This is a genomic window from Paenibacillus sp. sgz302148 (assembly GCF_056120465.1).
This window is the reverse complement of sequence record NZ_JBVYOJ010000006.1, coordinates 98,903-118,107: the sequence shown is the minus strand read 5'-3', so window position 1 is coordinate 118,107 and position 19,205 is coordinate 98,903. Positions and strand designations below refer to the sequence as shown.

Here is a 19,205-nt window from a genome sequence, read left to right as displayed (position 1 = left end):
TCAAATAGCGACGGATCAAGCGTTTCCGCTGAGTCGCGCGTATAGGATGTAGTCCAGAGGGGCCGGCTCGAAGCCTCCTGCACGGAGCTCGGCATTGATTTGTCCGCGGTGATATTGGCCGTGCAGGGCGACATGCGTCAGGATGTCCCGAGCGGACGTCTCGAATGGCGCTCCGGCCTGATTGCGATATGCGATCGGCCTGTCTAGCCTATCTTCGGACAGGGCGGCGAGCCAAGCCTGAAAGCCGCTTCCGTTCGCCTCGATCAGCTCGGCGCAGGCGGTTAGATCCGCATGATCCCCCCATATTGCGAGAGACTCGCTGCTTTCGCCGCGAAGCCGGGTCAGCCAGATTCGCTCCGCTTGGAGCACGTGCAGGAACAGCGTCGCTGCCTTGCTGGTTTCACCAACCAGTGCCGATTGCAGCGCCTCAAGCAGCCGGCGGTTCGCCCAATCCATATGCGCGAACAAGTTTCGGATCGTTTGCATGGCGTTTCGACCTCCATCATCCTTTGGTCTCTTAGCTCTTTTTTTATGATCGTAACATGTCTAGGCGAGATAGCCAACGTTTTGTTCGCGGAGCCTGCAGGCGAACATGCTTGGGGCAATAGGTATTCAAGCAAGGAACTTAGGAGTTGTAGGTGTCATATTTCATCTATTATTTTTAAGACTTTTCCATTTCTAAAAAAGCAACGCACAAAGCCCTCCATTCCGACGGATTGCGGATAGAGGGCTCTGTACTTCGGCTTGCCTGCCGCCTAGCGGTATTCCCGCGGCATGCGGCGAGCTACGCCGGTGCGGATCGCCGCTTCGACGACGCGCTTGCGAATTTCTTCAACGACTTGCTGGTTGAAGACGCTCGGGATGATGTAGAACTTGTTCCGCTCCTCGTCGGAAATAACGGAGGCGATCGCTTCGGCCGCCGCCAGCTTCATCTCCTCGTTGATGGTCGAAGCGCGGCAATCCAGTGCGCCTCGGAACATGCCCGGGAAGCACAAGACGTTGTTGATCTGGTTCGGATAATCCGATCGACCCGTCGCAACGACGCCGACAATGTCCTCGATCTGCTCCGGCATAATTTCCGGCGTCGGATTCGCCATCGCGAACACGATCGGATCCGGGCTCATCGATTCTACCATTTCCCGCTTCAGAATGCCCCCGGCGGACAGGCCGATAAAGACATCCGCGCTTTTGATCACGTCACTGAGCCCACCGCTGACGCGGCCCGTATTCGTGTTCTGCGCATACCATTGCCACATCGGGTTCGCATATTCCTTATCCGCCGTGAGCGCACCTTCGCGGTCGACCCCGATCAATTCCTTCACGCCGGCAGCCAGCAAAATTTTGCTGCAGGCAACGCCCGCGGCGCCGATGCCGCATACGACCACTTTAGCGTCTTGGATCCGTTTACCGACCACCTTCAACGCGCTGATGAGCCCCGCATAGAGAACGACCGCAGTACCATGCTGGTCGTCATGGAATACCGGGATGTCGAGCTCCTGGCGCAGCCGCTCTTCGATTTCGAAGCAGCGAGGCGATGAAATATCCTCCAGGTTGATGCCTCCGAATCCCGGAGCGATCGCTTTGATCGTACGAATGATTTCTTCCGTGTCTTGGGTGTCGAGGCAGATCGGGAAGGCGTCCACGTCCGCGAACTGCTTGAACAGCATCGCTTTGCCTTCCATGACGGGCATCGCCGCATGCGGGCCGATATCGCCAAGGCCGAGCACGGCGGTTCCGTCCGAGATGACGGCGACCGTGTTCCGCTTGATCGTCAGCGTGAACGCTTTGTTCGGTGCGTCATGAATCGCCATACAAACGCGCGCGACATCCGGCGTATACACCCTCGACAAGTCGTCCCGGTTCTGGATCGGGGTTTTCGGAGTTACGGCGATTTTTCCGCCAAGGTGCAGCAGGAAGGTACGGTCGGAAACGTTCACCAAGCGTACGCCGTTTAGCGCTTTCACATTGTTTATGATGAGGTCCATCTGGTTGACTTCCGCAACGGCTACAGTCAAGTCGCGCACCGTCTTGTCCCGGCTTGTCTGAATGACGTCGATCGCAATCATATCGCCGCCCGCGTCGACGATCGCATTGACGACCTCTCCGAATTTAATTTTGTCCGTCTCCATCTCGAGACGTAGAATGAAATTTTTGCCGCCAACGAGCCGATTTTCGGTCTGACGCATACAACCATCCCTTTCCAGCGTTACGAATATACGTATCAGTTTGCCCAGCCAGATTGCATTTCTTGCAATTAGAGTCCAATGCGCCGAGGGCGGCGCCGGCCGTTTAACCTTGTCTCCAGTTATATCATATACTGGCTTGTTGATCGAAGCGATAAGAAATATGCAATTCCCTACATGTTCCAGAAAAGAGGAGGAGCGAGCTATGCCGAAATCCATAGATGAGAGCATGGGTTGACACCAGTGGAAATCGATGGTAACCTTTATTTAATTCATACTAACTTAATCGGATTTAACATGTACCTGAAGTGTCGATCGGATCACCGAAGACGCTGCACGCTCGTCGACGGAGCTGGCAGCGTCTCTATTTTTATGGAAGAGGAAAGGTGGATGCATGATGGGGAAAATCGTTATTCTTGTTGGAACGCCGTCGCGAAAATCGAGGCTGAACGGATATGTTCAGCTGGCGGCGGAGCAATTAGCCGCAGCCGGCTGGCAGGTGGATTGGGTTTACGTCTCGGAGCTGCCTCCGGAAGATTTGATTTATGCGAATTTCGCGAGCGAATCGGTCAAACAAGCCACTGCACTCGTGGAAGCCGCCGACGCGGTCGTCGTCGCAAGTCCCGTATACAAAGCGTCGTATTCCGGCATTCTGAAGACGTTCCTGGATTTGCTGCCGCAGCAAGGTTTGGTGGACAAAATCGTATTGCCGTTGTTCATCGGCGGAACGATCGCCCATCTGCTGACGATCGATTACGCATTGAAGCCTGTGCTGAACGCGCTGGGCGCACGGTTCATACTAGGCGGCGTATATGCGGTCGATTCGCAGGTTCAATGGAATGAGCAGGGCGGCGTAGAGTTGGCCGAAGAACTGCGCGAGCGGTTGACCGCGGCGGTGCGGGCTTTCGCAGGTGAAGTACGATACCGGATTGAACGTAAGGCTGCCGACGTCCGTTAATTTGCATTCGCGGGCCGCCGCTCAAAAAAACAAAAGCGAGAAGAGCCCCGTCAATCGGATGGGGCCTTACTCGCTCTTTTCGTTGGGTCGTGCTTTATTTCTTGAAGCTCGACAGCGGAATGCGGAATTCCGGCATGCCTGCGGCATAAGGCGTATACTCATACTGCTGGAACGTGATGACGACGGCATCATTCTCCAAGTAGTACGGACGGTCCGCCTCGATCGTTTCGAACGGCACAAGCTCCGGCAATTGCTGAGCTTTGATTTGACTTTTGATGTATTTATTAATAATCGAGACATAGTCCGGATTTTGCGTAATGTCCTTAAGCGAAATCAATTCGCCCGTCGTCAAGTCGAACGTATACGATTCCTGCCAAGCCATCCCGTGCGCGCCTCCGCTGTAGGAGTACGAGGTGAAATAAAGGCTAAGCCGGTTGTTTTCGTTGCTCGTAATGACAAAATCCGAGCCGTAGCTCCACGGGTTTTCTTTGGTCGGGCCGTATTCGTCCTTCGGGTCCGTCACAATGATATCCTGTGCTTCCATCCAATAGTTTTGCCCGATTTTCTCTAAAAATGCGTTGATTTTTGTTTTTACGGCCTCATCGCTCAGCTTGCTGATGACCGGGTATTGGATGGAAATGCTCGTTTCCGGCTTTTCGTCGGCGAGCTTCTTCGTCGTAAAGGCAATATCGTTCTCCGCGACAGCGCGAACGGCAATCGCTTTGGTCTTTACATCAAGCTGGATGCGATAGCCAAGCTTGCTCGTGACGAATCGCAGCGGGATATAAGCTTGTGATTTGATGATTTTGGGCGAGATGGCGCCGTATAGGACTTCCTGGCCGTAAAGCGTATATTTTTCGCTATCGGTATGGAGAATAAGCGATTTGTTCCTACGGCTGAGCGTCAGCGTTTTCGCTTTGGCATCCCACAAAGTAGAGAAGCCTAATTTGTCGCCTAACGCTTTGGCCGGGACGAAGGTGTTGTTGTCGAAAGAGACGGTCGGCAGCTTGAAGGCGGTGCCGTTGTATGTAAAGCTCATGAGGGTGGTTTGCTGCGTTTTGGCACTCCCTGTAATCGTAGCTGCGTCGGCAGGCGCCGCCGATAAAGCTGTACCGCCGACGGCAACCATCGCGGCAATAGCAAGAAGGGATAAGTTTCGTTTCATGGGGCAAGATCTCCTTTTAAGAATCAAATTCAACTGCGTTATTACATTGGACGACCTATTGACGGCAAAAGTTGTTCATCATAGAAAAGCTTCTAAATGAAGCCTGCTATAACGCTTCAGTGAGGTTAGCTTTCGTTTCACTCAAAAAATCCTTCGCAGCGGCATCCGGCATGAATCCGGCTTTCCGAAGGAAGGATTTTTCACGTATTTATGAAGGTTGAAGCATGTTCAAGATGGCTTGCGAGCAGCCTTGCGGGTCGTAGCGCTTGTTCAGCATCGACAGCATGTCGCGGCGGGAGGCGATAGAGCCGTATTGGTCGCGCAGCAGATTGAACCAACGGTCGATCGTGCCGAAGGAATCCAGCAGCTCGCCGAAGCCGTTCTCGACGAAGTATTGGCAGTTTTCTTCCTCTTGTCCCGGAATCGGTTCGTAGAACAGCATCGGAATGCCCTTCGCCAATCCTTCGGTGCATGTCATGCCGCCCGGCTTCGTAATGAGCACGTCGGACACGTCCATCAGCTTGTCAATTTCCCGGGTAAAACCGAAGATTCTCACGTTCGGATGACGGAACTGCGGGTTGTCCCGAAGCTTCTCGATCGCCTTCGCGTTGCTACCCATGCAGAACAGCAGCTGGACATCATCCCGCCAACGGGTCATATATTCCAGCATATCTTCATTATTCAGCAGACCCCAGCCGCCGCCCATGACCATTACGGTCGGCATTTCCTTCAGCCCGAACCGCTCGCGGATTTCCGCTTTGTTGTTCTGCATCCAGAAGTTCGGGTGGACGGGGATGCCGGTCACTTCGATCCGGTTTGTGTCAATGCCGCGTTCCAGCAGCTTGTTCTTCACTTCCTGCGTGGACACGAGGAACTTGTTGACCTCCGGACTAATCCACGTTCCGTGCGCATCGTAATCGGTAATGAGCGTGCATAGCGGAATGTTCAGCCCAAGCCGCTTCAGCCGCGAGATGACCGCATTCGGAATCGGATGGGTGCAGACGATCGTGTCCGGTCTCATGTGCGCGATCACATTCATTGCTTGGGTGTAGAAAATTTTGTGCAGCGCAAGCTGCGTGAGCCGATTCAACGATTTGTTATATTGGGCGCGGTACACCTTGCCAACGAGTTTCGGTTGGGAGCTGACCGTTTTGCGATATGCCGACAAAATCCATGGCGCGATGGTCGGATGAAGGAAGGTGCCAAACTCGAACACGCGGGTGTGGACGTCGTCCGATAATTGCTTGAGCCCGTCAGCCAAGGCATGCGCTGCTTGCGTATGGCCGGCGCCGAAGCCTTCGGATAACACCAGCACTCTTTTTTTTCGCATCGAATTCACCTGCTTTATCGTTTTATACTTTGTTTTTTTGTTGTTCATCTATATAGACGATTGATTTTAAGAAAAGCCTGCACTGAATGACCTTATATTAAAAATATACGTTGTTTTCGCAAGAAAAAGTAGTGACTGACGTCATATGACCGGTAACGATTTTGTAAACCCGCGCCACAACGCAACAAAACGCCTCGCGAAGGGGAGGCGTGTGCTTTTAGACATATGCCCGGCACAATAAGCTTCTATATTGTTGGAATGATAGTGGACTGTTCGGAAGACGGCCATTTTTTATTGTATGAGGCCGAACCCATGGCGGAGCCGGGCAGGAGTCCAAATTATGAAAAATAGATACGTATCCAATCCATTTCAGCCCGTAGTCATATACATACATTGTTAGGCTGATCTTGCATCATTTCGTAACGCGATTGTACGTGACCATGCTGGGAGGGCGATCCATGACAAAAGTAACGTTGAAGCTGCCTTTCGACGGCAAGTCGTATACCGTATGCTCCAACGACGGAGATCAAATCGTAGCGGGTATTGAGAAAAATTACGGTTATTACGAGACGCACCTGATGAAATTATTGCAGACGATCGTTCAGCCTCATGCCGTATGTTTGGATATCGGCGCCAACGTGGGAGCGATCTCGCTCGCGCTTGGTTATTTGGCTCCGTACGGCAAAGTGTATGCCTTCGAGCCTTCGAAGGTCAACTTCCGTTATTTGCAGCAAAATATTGCCGACAACAACGTGAGCAACGTCGAGCCGCTCCGTCTTGGCGCATACGACCAAAACGTGGAGCTGCAGTTTTCGTACGTCGATTTTGGCGGCGGCTGGTCGCATATAACGACCTTTCAGGCGAGGCACGGCATCCAGGAGATGGTTCATTGCGTAAAAATCGACGATTGGGTGCGGGACAAAGGCATCGGGAAGGTCGATCTAATTAAGCTGGATGTAGAAGGGGCCGAATACAAGGCGGTGCTGGGTGCGGAGCAGACGATCGTCCGGATGAAGCCGGATCTCATCGTCGAATTCAATCCGAAAGCGAGCACGTCGATTTTCGGCGAGGACCCGCACTTCCTATATTTGACGCTGGCGCATTTTTACCCGCATATGTATTTGATCGACACCGATCATACGCTCGTCAAGCTTGAGAACTACGATCACCTGCTGGACTTCCACAAGGACAGCCGGGAAGTGTCGGACCTTTATTGCACGTTTCGCGAGTAATCGAACATACGCAGCCCAGAAGCCGAAGCGGTAACCGGGAGCCGACTGACATGCGCGTCAGGGCTCCCGGTTTTTTCGAGTTGAACCGGCATGAATGGGAAGAAAGGTAATATATATAACAATAACAATATCTATAACAATATAACAAAAACAATATCTATAACAATATAACAAATTCCCAATTGAAATCTGGTGAGACGATGGATCCTGTTGACCGTACTCCGCTCTACAAAAAAATTCAAGATTACGTACGCGATCTAATTGAACACGAAAACTTGACGACCGGCGACCGAATCCCAACGGAAAAGGAATTGATGGAACGGTTTCGCGTCAGCAAAATTACGGTCGTCAATGCCCTGTCCGGCCTAGCCAGCGAAAACGTCATTACCCGCGCGCGCGGCAGGGGAAGCTTCGTGGGCTCGGTCGCCGTGCCTTCAGCCGGGGCTCAGGCGGATCGGGAGAAGCCTATGCCCGGCACCGGGCTGATCGGCGTCATTTTGCCTTTTATTCAGGATTACTTTGCGTTTCGGCTCATAAGCGGGATTCAGCAAGCGCTTGGGGAACGGGGCTTCAGGAGCATGATCATGCTGACCGAAGGCCGGGTGGAGAAAGAAAAAGAAGCGATTCGCTCCCTGAAGCAAGCCGGGGTGGAAGGGCTTCTCATTTTCCCGGTCGACGACCAGCAATATAATGAGGAAATTTTGAGCATGAAGCTCGATCATTTTCCGTTTGTATTGATCGATCGGTATTTGCCAGGGATCGAAACGAATTACATCGCCTCCGACGGACGGCTCGGAACCGCTCTCGCCATCGAGCATTTGTGGAAGCTGGGGCACCGCGAAATCGCCATTTGCTCCGACTCCCCGCCGAAAACCGTCACGGTCCAAGAGCGGATCGAAGGTTACATGGACGCGCTGAAAATGAAAGGGGCGCTCATCAATCCGGCTCATATGATCACCGGCTTCCGGCTCGACGACGCGGATTCGACGGACCATCCGTTATACCGGTATATCCGGAATCGGATGGCTACCGCCTACATTACGCTGAACGGGAGACTTGGCGTCCATATGTATCAAATGGCGGAGCGCGCGGGGCTTAAAGTGCCCGAAGATTTGTCGATCGTCACGTTCGACGATCCGACTTCGATCGTAGAGGAGTTCAGTATTTTTACGCACATCAAACAATTCGAGCACCAAATCGGGCATCAAGCCGCTACAAGGCTTCTGGAAGTGATCTGTGGGCAACGGGACACAAACGGCGCTGCGTACAGCAAAGTGCTGCTGGAGCCGCAATTGGTCGTCTGTCGGACAACGGGACCGAGTCCCGGAATAGAACATACGTAAGATAACCTATATATATTAAGTGTCATGTATATATTATATATAACTGCATACATATGAAATTATCCGAGAGGAGGGCATAACTTGACCCGAAATCGAAGCGAAGAGCGAACAGGCTTTCAAGAAAGCGGTCCTTATAGCCCGTCGTACGACTTGCAGACCGATTTCGTCATGGTGTATGGGATCGACGATACGATGCCGGAGCGAATCCGGCAATGGCGATCGCGCGGCTATATCGTTCATCTGATGACCGGTGTCGCATGGGGGCAATACCAAATCTACTTGAACGGCGGCGTCGACGGACGCGCACATTGGGATGAAGCGCAGACGGACCGCAGCGGTCAACATATTATTCATGGCGATACGCCGGATATTCCCTATATGGTCCCGACCATTGCTTACACGAACTTCTTGGCTAGCCGGATTCGCATTGCCGTCGATGCGGGAGTGGAAGCGATCCATCTGGAGGAGCCTGAGTTTTGGGTGCATGGAGGTTATTCCGATGCGTTCCGGCGGGAATGGCGGTTATATTACGGGGAGCCGTGGATGCCGCCGCATGCGTCGCCGGACGCGCAGTATCGCGCCTCGAAATTGAAAGCGTTTTTATATACACGCAGCTTGGACCGGTTATGCAGCGAGATGAAGGATTATGCCTTGACGGAATACGGCCGGGAGCTGCGTTTTTACGTACCGACTCACAGTTTGATCAATTATACGCAGTGGAGAATCGTAAGTCCTGAGTCGCGGTTGATCGATTTACCCTCCGTTGACGGCTACATCGCCCAGATTTGGACCGGCACGTCGAGGACGCCGAACGTATACCAAGGCGTTCGCAGGGAAAGAACGTTCGAAACGGCCTATCTGGAATACGGCATCATGCAGGAGCTGGTTCGGGGGACGGGCAAACGAATGTGGTTCCTTCACGATCCGATCGAAGACAATCCGAACTATACATGGACTGACTACAGGCAGAACTACATGCGGACGGTGACGGCGTCGCTCTTGCATCCGGCCGTCTCCCATTATGAAGTGGCGCCATGGCCGAGACGGATTTTCCAAGGGGAATATCCTTCCGATGAGGAGGGCGCCGGCCCGATCGCGATTCCTCCGGATTACGCGACGACGCTGCTTAACGTGATGTACGCGCTTGGCGACATGGAGCAGGACAAGATCGTTATGGGGGAAACGACACAGCATATCGGCGTCTTGATTGCGGATTCGGCGATGTTCCAGCGTATGAAGACCGGGGATGCGGACGGCGCGGCCGCGAGCAAATACGACGGAACGGACGCATCGGCGGTTGAAACGGAGGAAGATATCGAGATGCTCGATTTCTCTGCCTTCTACGGACTCGCGCTGCCGCTGCTGAAACACGGCATCTCGGTTCGGCCGGTACAGCTGGACAACGTACGGAGATTCGCTCATTACTTGAAGGACTATCGCGTATTGCTGCTGAGCTACGAATTCATGAAGCCGGAATTTCCGGACCTGCATGATGCGATAGCCGGCTGGGTAAGAAATGGCGGAGCGCTCGTATACGTCGGCGATGATTCGGACCCGTATCATACCATCCGGTCTTGGTGGAACGAGGGAGATACGTGCTACGCTTCCCCGCGAATACACCTGTTCGAGCAGCTCGGATTCGAGGGGGCGGCCGGCAACGTAAACCGGGTCGGCAAAGGCGCGGTCGGTTATTTGGCGCAATCGCCGGACCTGTGCGCGAAGTCGGCTGACGGCGCGGACGCCTTGCGGCGAATCGTCAGGCAGACGATCGAGCTGCTGGAAGACCGGGAGTACCGCTGGCTGCCGAAGCATTACTTCGACCTGCGCAGAGGTCCTTACCGGATTGCCGCCGTGCTGGACGAATCGGTCGCGGATTCCCCGCTCGTCTTGACCGGTCCGGCGGTCGACTTGTTCGACCCGGCGCTTGAAGTCATGCCGGAAGTTCGGCTTGCGCCCGGCGAGCAGGCGTTTTTGTACGATGTCGAGGAAGGACGGCCGGCCGCCGGCGAAGTCGCTTGCATAGCGGCATCCTCGCGGATCGAGCGTCTCGACGTGACGGAGTCGGGATTTGCGTTCCAGGTCAAGGGACCGGAACAACTGCGCGCCGTCGCGCGGTGGTATTGCCCGAGGAAGCCGGCCTCCGCAAGGCTTGTTTGCGGCAGCCTGGCGGAGCCGGTTCCTTATGAATGGGATGAGGCGTCGCGAACGGTGCTGCTGAATTACCGGCATGCAAGCGATACGGAAGTCATTGTGGAAGTGAAGTGGGAAACGGCGTAAAGGAGGCTTGGGCGTATGACGGCATCGCGCCTGTGGAAGCGACTATGGCAGCATAAAGTGTTCTACCTGTTCTTGCTGCCCGGAATCGTCTGGTTTTTCATATTCTCTTACGTCCCGCTTTACGGCGTACAAGTCGCTTTTCGGGACTTTACGTTTACGGGAGGCTTTACCGGAAGCCCCTGGGCCGGCCTGAAATATTTCAATCAGTTTTTCGATTATTACCAGTCCGGGAGCATTATCCGCAATACGATTATTATCAGCTTGATGAAGCTGCTCGTCGGGTTTCCGATGCCGATCGTCCTGGCGATCCTGCTCAATGAAGTGAGATTGCTGAAATTCAAGAAGACGGTGCAGACGCTTTCGTATCTCCCGTATTTCGTTTCCTGGATCGTCGTGGTCACGCTGATGCAGCGCCTCTTGGCGCCGTACGGCGGGCCGGTCAACGATCTGCTCGGCGCCATGGGCCTGGCGGAGCCGATCCAATTTCTCAACAATACGACATGGTTTTATCAGATTATTCTCGGATCGGACATATGGAAGAACATCGGCTGGAACTCGATCATCTACATGGCTGCGATTGCGGGCATCGACCAACAGCTCTATGAAGCCGCTAAAATCGACGGTGCGGGACGGTTTCGCCAAATATGGCATGTGACGCTGCCCGGCATCCGCAATATCGCCGTCATTTTGTTCATCCTATCCGTCGGCAGCTTGATGAGCGCGGGCTACGAGCAGCTGCTGCTCCTGAACGGACCGGCAACGGCCGCCATCGGCAGCGTGCTCGACGTTCATGTCATCAACTCGGGGATCAGCCAAGGCCGGCTCAGTTATGCGGCGGCCGTCGGTTTGTTTCAAAGTCTCATCGCCTTGATTCTGATCGTGACGGTGAACCGGATCGCCCGCAAAGTCAGCGACGTATCTCTTTTTTGAGGAGGTGACGCCATGAAACGCCGAATTTCCTTATTTCCGCTGTTCAATTATATATTGCTCGCGATCGTCGGGTTTTCGATGATTTACCCGTTCATCTACATCCTGGCCTATTCCTTGAACGACGGGAAAGATTCCATGCTGGGCGCCATCTATTTCTATCCGCGCAAGTTCACGCTCGATAACTATGTTCAAGTTTTCGATAATGCGAGGATTTGGCAGGCGTATAAAATCACGCTGCTCCGCACGGTCATCGGCACGTTGCTGCACGTGCTGCTCTGTACGCTGATGGCTTATTCATTGGCGCGCAAAACGCTGCCGGGCCGGACGTTTTTCACCTTCTATATTTTTCTCCCGACGATCTTCAGCGCCGGCTTCATCCCGTATTTCATCACGCTGCAGAAGCTTCATCTGATCAACAACTTCTGGGTGTACGTCATCCCGCTATTGTTCAACTTCATGCATATCGTCATCATCCGAACGTTTCTGCAAGGGATTCCCGAGGAGCTGGAGGAATCGGCCAAAATCGACGGCTACGGCGACTTCCGAATTTTTTGGAGAATCATCGTGCCGCTGTCCGGTCCGGTGCTCGCGACGATTTCTTTGTTCATCGGGGTGGCCCATTGGAACGATTGGTTCGCCGGCGCTTATTACGTATCGAGCAAAGATCTGATTCCCGTGCAAACGCTCCTTCAGCAGATGCTGACGGAAGCCGAAGCATTGTCCTCCTCCATGCAACGCGCCGCTCAAAGCGGCGGGCAAACGATCAGCGTGAACACGGCGGGAGCGACGCCGGAATCGCTGCGGATGGCGCTTCTTGTCATTACCGTTTTTCCTATATTATGCATTTACCCGTTCTTGCAGCGATATTTCGTCAAGGGGGTCATGATCGGCTCGGTGAAAGGATAATAGCCTGGTGTCAGGGCTTTATCGAATAAATCAGGTAAAACAGGAGGGTGTAGCATGACGAAGAAACGGATCAGAATCGCCTCGATTTTGCTGGCCTCTACGCTTGTCAGCGGCTTGCTCTACGGCTGCAGCAGCGACAGCTCGGGCACCGGGAACGGGGACGGCAAAGTGGTCACCTTGAAGGTGCTTCATAACTGGAACGGCTCGAGCGGTGCGGATGTCGACATGACGCCTGTAAGCAAAGTGATCGAAGAAAAAACGGGAGTCAGGGTGGAATGGGAATATACGAAAGGCAGCGAGGTCGAGAAGGTCAACGCGATCTTCGCCACGCAGGATCTTCCCGATATTTATACGGGTCCGGCATGGGGCGGGGAGCTCGACGGTATCGTCAAAGCGGCGAAGGAGGACCAGCTGGTCGACTTGTCGGATAAGCTGGACCAATACCCGAACCTGGCGAAATTGATCGACAAAAACAACGTCCCGCCGGCCCTTTACGAGAAGGCGATCGACGCGTACGGGGGCAAAAAGTTCTTGCTGCTGCAAAATCAGCCCGCAACCGACAAAGACGGCATGGATTGGCTGTACGGCTTCTACGTCCGCAAAGACATCGCAGAGAAGGTCGGGGTCGATCCGCAATCCGTCAAAACGAAGGACGATCTGTACAGCTTCCTGAAGAAAATCAAGGATGCGAACTTAAAAGCGAACGGACTGCCGGTCATACCGTTCGGCGGATTTCATAACGGCTGGGCCGTCGGCATCGGCAACACGATGTTCTTCCCAACTGACTATCTCGACAAAGGCGGGAAGCTGGAACACGTCTTCTTCGATAAATCCTACGACGATTACACGCTTTATTATCGGAAGCTGATTTCGGAGGGCTTGCTGGACAACGAAGCATTCACGCAGACGGATCCGATCGCCCAGGAAAAAATCAAGCAAGGACGCGTCGCCGTGCTGGCAGCGCACTACCCGGCCATTCTCGATGCTTCGAAGGAGTACACGAAGGCGAACCCCGGCAGCGAATACGTGCCGATCGGTCCGCTGGAGCGTGCGGGCGCGGACTCGAACCGTCCGGCCGATCTGAACATTCAAGGCAATAACGTCACCGTCATTCCGAAAAAATCGAAAAACGTCGATGCCGCGCTCCGGCTGCTCAATTTCCTTGCTTCCGACGAAGGCTTCTTGCTGACCCGTTACGGCGTGGAAGGCACGCATTGGGAAATGAAGGACGGCAAGCCGGCGGCCAAAAAAGAATGGTTCGACAAATTCGCCGCCGACACGACGGGCAAGGTGCGCAAAAACGAAGGGATCGGCATCGGCTTCGAATCGATCGCCGGCAGGGATCAGCTGAACTCGCTCGGCAGCGGCGACATTTGGGCGGAACCGGAGCGCACGGCGGCCATGGACAACGCCCGCAAAATTCTTCGTCCGAACGGTACGGCGATTATTTCCGCCTTCAACCCGGGTGACGTCATGTCCAAATCGCCGCAGTGGGAAACGCTCAAGCCTTCGATGGACAAAATCGGCGACGCCTGGAAAGAAGCCGTCTACGCCAAAACCGACGAGGCCGCTTTGAAAATATTGAACGACCTGCGCGATCAGATCAATAAAACGGGGTATCCGGATGCGATCCAATACGTCAACGATAACCTGAAAGGCAAAGAAGTCGTCAAGTTCGGCATGCCGAACTGATCTAAGTCGAATTGATCCAATCGATAAAAAAGGGAGTTCCTCAGCCATTTTCATATGGCTTTGAAACTCCCTTTTTCGCTGCTTATCGGAAGACAATTACGAGTTCTGCTGCACGACCGGAAATCCGGCTTCAAACCAGTCTTGCTTGCCTTCTCTATATTCCTTCACGTTCGTGTAGCCCAGTTGCATGAGCCGCTTGGCGGCAATCTCCGAGTTCGGGCAAGGCAAGTTGGCGCAATACACGATAATTTCCGCCGATTTGTCCGGCAGCAGCGATGCGGCTAACTGATCGACCTGATCATGCGGCATATTGATCGCTCCGGGCAAATGCATATCCTCGTAATATCTTGGCGGCAGTGCTTCGACAAGCAGCACGCTGTCCCCCCGATCCAGCTTCCCTTTAATTTCGTCCCTGCTAATGCTTGTAACCACCATATGAATCGCCTCCTTGTATTAAGTAGTTGCGCGCGCAACTATCATGAATCAAGAATAACACAAAGTTGTTGCGTGCGCAACTATTATTTTGTTGCTTGCGCAATTAAAATGAGTTATGGTGGTTTTAAGGTTTTTTATAACGGAAAGAGGCGAAGTTGTTTATGGAAAGAGTTACGGAGCTGGAGCTCTCGGCATGGCGTTTATTTATTAAAACCCATTCCCGAATCATCGAAAATATTGAGATGGACTTGGCGGAGCAGAAGAGGGTCCCGCTGACTACGTATGATGTGTTGATCGAGTTGTTCGAAGCCCCGAATCGCAAGCTTCGGTTAGGGGATTTGAAACAAAAGGTGATCTTGAGCAAAAGCGGATTAACAAGACTGCTGGACCGTCTGGAGCGGGAGGGACTCATTCAGCGGGAAAAAAGCGAAGAGGATCGGCGCGGCGCCTATGCGATTCTCACGGCTGAGGGAGAAAAGCAGCTGCGGCAAGCATGGCCCATTTATGCGAGAGGCATTAAACGATATTTCGCCGCGCCGTTGTCTGATGAAGAGGTTCAAGCTCTTGTACGGGCATTCGAGATTATGAACAAAGCCTTGGCATCCGATAAGGCTTAGGGACTCCCGTGTTACCGCAGCATCATAAAACCTAACTCCGTCAGCTCGTATCGCATTAGGGCGCTTTTCGCCTACGGCGATGAAGCGATCGGTTCGAAATGGCTGAAGTGCGGCAATTCTGCGTCCGGGTTAACTTTTTGGCAATAAAAACCGTTATATATAGTGGAAGCGGTTGTTCATGGATTCGTTCATTGGTTCGTTCATGGACGAAAATATGTAGTCAGGATAGGAGAACAGAGTACATATGATGCGTAAAAAGGTTATGCGACTGTCACTGCTGCTGGTTATGATTTGCTCCATGTACGTGGGCGCATTTACCGCATTGGCGGACGAGGTTGTCACTTCCGTGGAATTCGACAATGCGTCGCCGGTGAATTTGTTCGTGGAGGATAAGGGCGTTCAGCTCAAGCTGCTGGCGAGCATCCAAGGCAGCTCCACGAAGAAGGACGTCACAGGAGCCGCTTATTGGAGCTCCGACAATTCGAAGATCGTTACGGTCGACAAAGGCTTGCTATCCGGCGTCGGCAGCGGAACGGTGCTCATTACGGCCAAATACGGCAATTCGATTGCCACCATTAATGTAAAATCGGACTACTTGTATAAAACATTGGACGTGCGCAACGCGGCTAGCCCGAATGCGAGCTTACCGGAGTCGATCGACGTTCGGTTAGGGGACAAGCTGGAGCTTGAGGCGATCGCCACGACGAACGACAGCGCAAGCCGCGAGGAGAAAGTCGCCGCCGTCGCGAACTGGTCTTCCTCCGACACATCCGTCGCTACGGTGTCCAAAGGCGTTGTAACGCTTGTGGGCAAGGGGACGACCAAGATTACGGTGTCGCATAAAGGCGTTTCGGACAACGTCACACTCAAGGTGACGTCTCCGTTCCAGTCGATCAAAATCCAGTCGGGAGACGAAAAGCCATTAAAAACGGAGATGAAGACGGGCGACGATCCGATGACGCTGAAAGCTTTCGTTACGTGGATTCCCGAGTTGATCGGGGATTCCGATATGACGACCAAGGCAACTTGGAAAACTAGCAACAGCGGAGCGATCAAGGTCGAGAACGGCGTTGTGACGCCGGTTGGCGCAGGCGTGGCGACTGTTACGGTGGACTACCTCGGCGTAACCGACGAGATCAAAATTACGGTGCTGCCGGCATTCCAAGCGATTCAGATTACGCGTCCGGACGGTTCGGCGCTGGAGAACGGCTCCGTACAAATGCTGCTCGAGGATGCGCCGCTGCAGCTGGAAGCGATGGCGCTGAATAGCTCGACGATCACGGAGGATATTACGGAATCCGGGGAATGGACGACTTCCAATACGATGGTCGCTTCCGTAAACAAAGGCTTGATCACGCCGAAAGGCCCGGGTACGGCGAAGATTAAAGTAACTTCTAAAGGCCAATCCAACGAAATTACGGTTGTCGTTTACCAGAACTTGACGAAAGTGTCGTTCGAGAAGGAAGAGCTGGATATTTTCAAAGGCGATTCCATCGACTTGCCCAAAGTATTCGGAACAACGATCGCGCGGGAGAAATCCGACGTGTCCTCCTTGGCGGAGTGGAACTCCAGCGACGATAAAATTTTAGCGATCGAGAAGGGCAAGCTCGTTGCGAAAACAGCCGGCGTCGTAGACCTGAAAGCAACGGTTACGGTTCGCGGAACGAGCACGGCTCCAGTAACGTTTACAGCCACAATCAAAATCACGGTGCAAGAGAAGGTGCTGACGCTGCTGCCTACGCCGGCGACAGCAACGCTTGTGTTAGGGCGCGAAGTTCCGCTTCCGACGATCGTATCGGTATTCGAGAACGGCACGCAAACGGAAGTAACTTCCAAGGTGACTTGGAAGGTGTCGTCGCCGAATCTGCTCCTGACCGACAAGAATATGAAAGGGCTTGTCAGCTCCAAAGTGACATTGACGGCGACCTACTTGAACAAGTCGGTCAACATTCCGGTTTACATTGAAGAAGAAGTGACCAAATTCGTCGTGACGCCGAATCCGATGGGCATCAATCCGGGCAAATCGGCAACGATCAAAGTGACGGGCACGTACAAAAACGGGAAAACCGCATCGCTCGCGAGCAAAATCGAATGGAAAACGTCCAACGACAAAGTCGCGACGGTGAAAGGCGCATCGGTAAAAGGCGTAGCCGAGGGCACGACAAAAATAACCGGCGAATACCAAGGCCAGTTGATCGAGGTGAACGTCAACGTCACCTTGAAAGTGAAACGACTGAATGCCTCCGAAAAATCGCTCAAGCTGGCGATTGGCGGAACGAAGTCGTTGAACGTCGTCGCGGAGTTCGAGGGCGGGCGCGTGACGGACGTTACCTCGCAGGCGGTATGGAGCTCCTCCAACAGCACGATCGTAAGCGTCAGCCAAGGCAAGATCAAAGCGCTCAAAAAAGGAAGCGCCACGATCAAAGCGGTATATGACAAAAAAACCGTCTCCATTCGGGTGTCGGTGAAATAACGGTTTATACGATTAGAAGAAGCTCCTTCCGGAGCGCCGATTCGGGCAATAGCCTCGAAGCCGGCGACGGGAAGGAGCTTTTTGTCGTTCACGGATGGAATAAATGCAATACTGCATCTATTCTTTGAATATTTATGAGAGAAGAGGAAGTAATTGCGAAAGTGCATTTATTTTTTTCGATTAATTCGGACTCCAGCGATAGTAAGCTTGGAAGATGCACTTTTGCAGTTATTTCGGCCCATTCAGAGGAACAAGGGGCGAAAGCCTGCACTTTTGCAGTTATTTCCGACACACTAATTACTTATTAATAAATGCGGTATGCAGCTTCTCGCGGTATTGCAGATCGAAGCCGAGACCCGTGGCGATGACGGCTAGCGGCACGTAGGTTTTCTGCTCCTTGCCTACCTTCTGCAGGAACGGAGCCGCTTCCAGCTTCACGGACTCTCCGTTCACGGTCATCGTCGGAGAGCCGACGGTCAGGACGACTTCACGGCCGCCGTATGTAATCGTCGCGCTTTGCGTTTTGTTGTCCCACTTGGACGTCGCGCCCGTGGCGTCCACGATATCCTTGATCGCCACATAGGTGCGGTCTTTGACGGAAACCGGCTTATACGGCGTGACAACTTCCTTGCCGTTTACGACGATCGAGATCGGTACCGCCGGGTACGCCTGCTTCGGCTTCCAATATTCGCCCCAGATGGCGTCCGCGAACTGCTGCGCGATGATTTCGTAGCCGGCCTGCTTCGGGTGTACGTCCATTTCGATGATGTGGGTCAGCTCGCCTTCGCGGCCTTCGAATTGCTTGGCGACGTGGGCGACTTTCACTTGAACGCCTTGCGCGTGCATCGCCGCGGCTACCTCGTCAAGCGCGGCGGAATACGCGTAAACGGCCTTCATCAGCTTCGGATACAGAGCTTTGTCGGCAAACTTCGGCATCGGTTGGTATTGGTCCGAGATGACGATGGTCGCTTTGGCGTTCAGCTCGGCGACATCCTTCACAACTACGGCGATGTTATCCTTCAGATTGGCCATCGTATCCTGCATAAGCTTCTCCAGCTCGTCTTCCGACAGCTTCTTCAGCCCTTCGGCCAGCGGCTTCAGGTCGTTGCCGCCGATTGTCAGCGTCACGATGCTGGCCCCGGCGATATCCTTCCGCACTTGCTCGGATTTGCCGGCGATGTCGTCGATCCGGGGATCGAGCTTGAGCGGGTCGAGCTGCTCGCCGGTCACTTTGCCGCCGTCCTTGATCGTTTGCAGGAACAGCTTCAAGCCGTCGCTTTTCAAATTGATGATGCCGTAGTTGACCATGTTGGCCCGGCCGTGGTACAACGCCTGCTCGTACAGCCGCTCCACGTAAGCGTAAGGCACGGCCTTGACGCCGACCTCCTTCATCCACGGCTCGTAGCCCGCGGCGACGGAATCGCCCAATGCGACGATGCGGGTGATCGCGGCCGATGGGGGATCCGCGGCGGGATAGATGAACGGGCCCTCTTGCCCCGTCTTGGGAGCCTCTTGCACGGCTGTCGTCGTCGAGACCGGTGCGGCCGCGGGGTTCGCCGCCGAATCCGCTTGGCCGATCGCGCTTAGGCCAACCGTTGTCCCGAGGAGCAAAGCGGCCGTCGCGAGCGGCACTCTTTTCCTAAAGTTACTAGACACATGGACAC

15 protein-coding genes are annotated in these 19,205 nt (G+C 53.8%); 9 read left to right on the top strand and 6 right to left on the bottom strand.

Annotation, left to right across the window (positions count from 1 at the left end):
* Positions 1 to 15: 15 nt before the first annotated feature.
* A complete protein-coding gene (locus AC0LWM_RS10795) occupies positions 16 to 486 on the bottom strand; it encodes a DinB family protein (RefSeq protein ID WP_474674940.1) in 471 nt (156 codons plus the stop codon).
* Positions 487 to 755: 269 nt separating this feature from the next.
* Positions 756 to 2,186: an NAD-dependent malic enzyme gene (locus AC0LWM_RS10790; RefSeq protein ID WP_474674939.1), complete on the bottom strand. Its 1,431-nt coding sequence runs from the start codon at positions 2,184 to 2,186 to the stop codon at positions 756 to 758.
* 394 nt (positions 2,187 to 2,580) lie between these two features.
* On the opposite strand from AC0LWM_RS10790, the gene ssuE reads away from it, so the two are divergent.
* Positions 2,581 to 3,141, top strand: a complete 561-nt coding sequence (gene ssuE / locus AC0LWM_RS10785; protein WP_474674938.1) for an NADPH-dependent FMN reductase — start codon at positions 2,581 to 2,583, stop codon at positions 3,139 to 3,141.
* A 94-nt stretch (positions 3,142 to 3,235) separates the two neighbouring features.
* Here the strand turns inward: ssuE and AC0LWM_RS10780 are convergent, their stop codons facing one another.
* Both AC0LWM_RS10780 and AC0LWM_RS10775 read right to left on the bottom strand, forming a co-directional pair.
* Complete coding sequence (locus AC0LWM_RS10780) at positions 3,236 to 4,306, bottom strand: PdaC/SigV domain-containing protein (RefSeq protein ID WP_474674937.1); 1,071 nt, start codon at positions 4,304 to 4,306, stop codon at positions 3,236 to 3,238.
* 208 nt (positions 4,307 to 4,514) lie between these two features.
* Positions 4,515 to 5,636 (bottom strand): MGDG synthase family glycosyltransferase, encoded by a 1,122-nt coding sequence (locus tag AC0LWM_RS10775; protein ID WP_474674936.1) that lies wholly within the window; start codon positions 5,634 to 5,636, stop codon positions 4,515 to 4,517.
* 458 nt (positions 5,637 to 6,094) lie between these two features.
* Between AC0LWM_RS10775 and AC0LWM_RS10770 the strand changes: the two genes are divergently transcribed.
* From AC0LWM_RS10770 to AC0LWM_RS10745, 6 genes are all read left to right on the top strand, one after another.
* Positions 6,095 to 6,868 carry an FkbM family methyltransferase gene (locus AC0LWM_RS10770; protein ID WP_474674935.1) on the top strand — a complete coding sequence of 258 codons (774 nt, stop codon included), beginning with the start codon at positions 6,095 to 6,097 and terminating at the stop codon, positions 6,866 to 6,868.
* 200 nt (positions 6,869 to 7,068) lie between these two features.
* The gene (locus AC0LWM_RS10765; RefSeq protein ID WP_474674934.1) at positions 7,069 to 8,211 is read left to right on the top strand and encodes a LacI family DNA-binding transcriptional regulator; all 1,143 of its coding nucleotides are present in this window, start codon (positions 7,069 to 7,071) and stop codon (positions 8,209 to 8,211) included.
* Between the two features lie 81 nt (positions 8,212 to 8,292).
* Positions 8,293 to 10,488 (top strand): hypothetical protein, encoded by a 2,196-nt coding sequence (locus AC0LWM_RS10760; RefSeq protein ID WP_474674933.1) that lies wholly within the window; start codon positions 8,293 to 8,295, stop codon positions 10,486 to 10,488.
* Positions 10,489 to 10,503: 15 nt separating this feature from the next.
* Positions 10,504 to 11,418, top strand: a complete 915-nt coding sequence (locus AC0LWM_RS10755; RefSeq protein ID WP_474674932.1) for an ABC transporter permease — start codon at positions 10,504 to 10,506, stop codon at positions 11,416 to 11,418.
* 12 nt (positions 11,419 to 11,430) lie between these two features.
* Positions 11,431 to 12,324 (top strand): carbohydrate ABC transporter permease, encoded by an 894-nt coding sequence (locus AC0LWM_RS10750; RefSeq protein ID WP_474674931.1) that lies wholly within the window; start codon positions 11,431 to 11,433, stop codon positions 12,322 to 12,324.
* Between the two features lie 54 nt (positions 12,325 to 12,378).
* Entirely contained in the window at positions 12,379 to 14,016 is a 1,638-nt protein-coding gene (locus tag AC0LWM_RS10745) for an extracellular solute-binding protein (RefSeq protein WP_474674930.1), read from the top strand.
* Positions 14,017 to 14,112: 96 nt separating this feature from the next.
* Here the strand turns inward: AC0LWM_RS10745 and AC0LWM_RS10740 are convergent, their stop codons facing one another.
* A complete protein-coding gene (locus AC0LWM_RS10740) occupies positions 14,113 to 14,451 on the bottom strand; it encodes a rhodanese-like domain-containing protein (RefSeq protein ID WP_474674929.1) in 339 nt (112 codons plus the stop codon).
* A gap of 161 nt (positions 14,452 to 14,612) precedes the next feature.
* Here AC0LWM_RS10740 and AC0LWM_RS10735 point away from each other — a divergent pair, with 161 nt between their 5' ends.
* Together AC0LWM_RS10735 and AC0LWM_RS10730 are read left to right on the top strand one after the other, a co-directional pair.
* Positions 14,613 to 15,068: a MarR family winged helix-turn-helix transcriptional regulator gene (locus AC0LWM_RS10735; RefSeq protein ID WP_474674928.1), complete on the top strand. Its 456-nt coding sequence runs from the start codon at positions 14,613 to 14,615 to the stop codon at positions 15,066 to 15,068.
* A 244-nt stretch (positions 15,069 to 15,312) separates the two neighbouring features.
* Positions 15,313 to 17,541, top strand: coding sequence for an Ig-like domain-containing protein (locus AC0LWM_RS10730; protein WP_474674927.1), 2,229 nt, complete (start codon positions 15,313 to 15,315; stop codon positions 17,539 to 17,541).
* 297 nt (positions 17,542 to 17,838) lie between these two features.
* On the opposite strand, the gene AC0LWM_RS10725 is transcribed toward AC0LWM_RS10730, so the two are convergent.
* Positions 17,839 to 19,197: an SGNH/GDSL hydrolase family protein gene (locus AC0LWM_RS10725; RefSeq protein ID WP_474674926.1), complete on the bottom strand. Its 1,359-nt coding sequence runs from the start codon at positions 19,195 to 19,197 to the stop codon at positions 17,839 to 17,841.
* Positions 19,198 to 19,205 lie beyond the last annotated feature (8 nt).

Coding starts and splice junctions, on each gene's coding strand:
- AC0LWM_RS10790 (WP_474674939.1), bottom strand. CDS start 2,186: ATGCGTCAGACCGAAAATCGGCTCGTTGGCGGCAAAAATTTCATTCTA.
- AC0LWM_RS10750 (WP_474674931.1), top strand. CDS start 11,431: ATGAAACGCCGAATTTCCTTATTTCCGCTGTTCAATTATATATTGCTC.
- AC0LWM_RS10740 (WP_474674929.1), bottom strand. CDS start 14,451: ATGGTGGTTACAAGCATTAGCAGGGACGAAATTAAAGGGAAGCTGGAT.
- AC0LWM_RS10780 (WP_474674937.1), bottom strand. CDS start 4,306: ATGAAACGAAACTTATCCCTTCTTGCTATTGCCGCGATGGTTGCCGTC.
- AC0LWM_RS10755 (WP_474674932.1), top strand. CDS start 10,504: ATGACGGCATCGCGCCTGTGGAAGCGACTATGGCAGCATAAAGTGTTC.
- AC0LWM_RS10765 (WP_474674934.1), top strand. CDS start 7,069: ATGGATCCTGTTGACCGTACTCCGCTCTACAAAAAAATTCAAGATTAC.
- ssuE (WP_474674938.1), top strand. CDS start 2,581: ATGGGGAAAATCGTTATTCTTGTTGGAACGCCGTCGCGAAAATCGAGG.
- AC0LWM_RS10770 (WP_474674935.1), top strand. CDS start 6,095: ATGACAAAAGTAACGTTGAAGCTGCCTTTCGACGGCAAGTCGTATACC.
- AC0LWM_RS10795 (WP_474674940.1), bottom strand. CDS start 486: ATGCAAACGATCCGAAACTTGTTCGCGCATATGGATTGGGCGAACCGC.
- AC0LWM_RS10745 (WP_474674930.1), top strand. CDS start 12,379: ATGACGAAGAAACGGATCAGAATCGCCTCGATTTTGCTGGCCTCTACG.
- AC0LWM_RS10730 (WP_474674927.1), top strand. CDS start 15,313: ATGATGCGTAAAAAGGTTATGCGACTGTCACTGCTGCTGGTTATGATT.
- AC0LWM_RS10735 (WP_474674928.1), top strand. CDS start 14,613: ATGGAAAGAGTTACGGAGCTGGAGCTCTCGGCATGGCGTTTATTTATT.
- AC0LWM_RS10775 (WP_474674936.1), bottom strand. CDS start 5,636: ATGCGAAAAAAAAGAGTGCTGGTGTTATCCGAAGGCTTCGGCGCCGGC.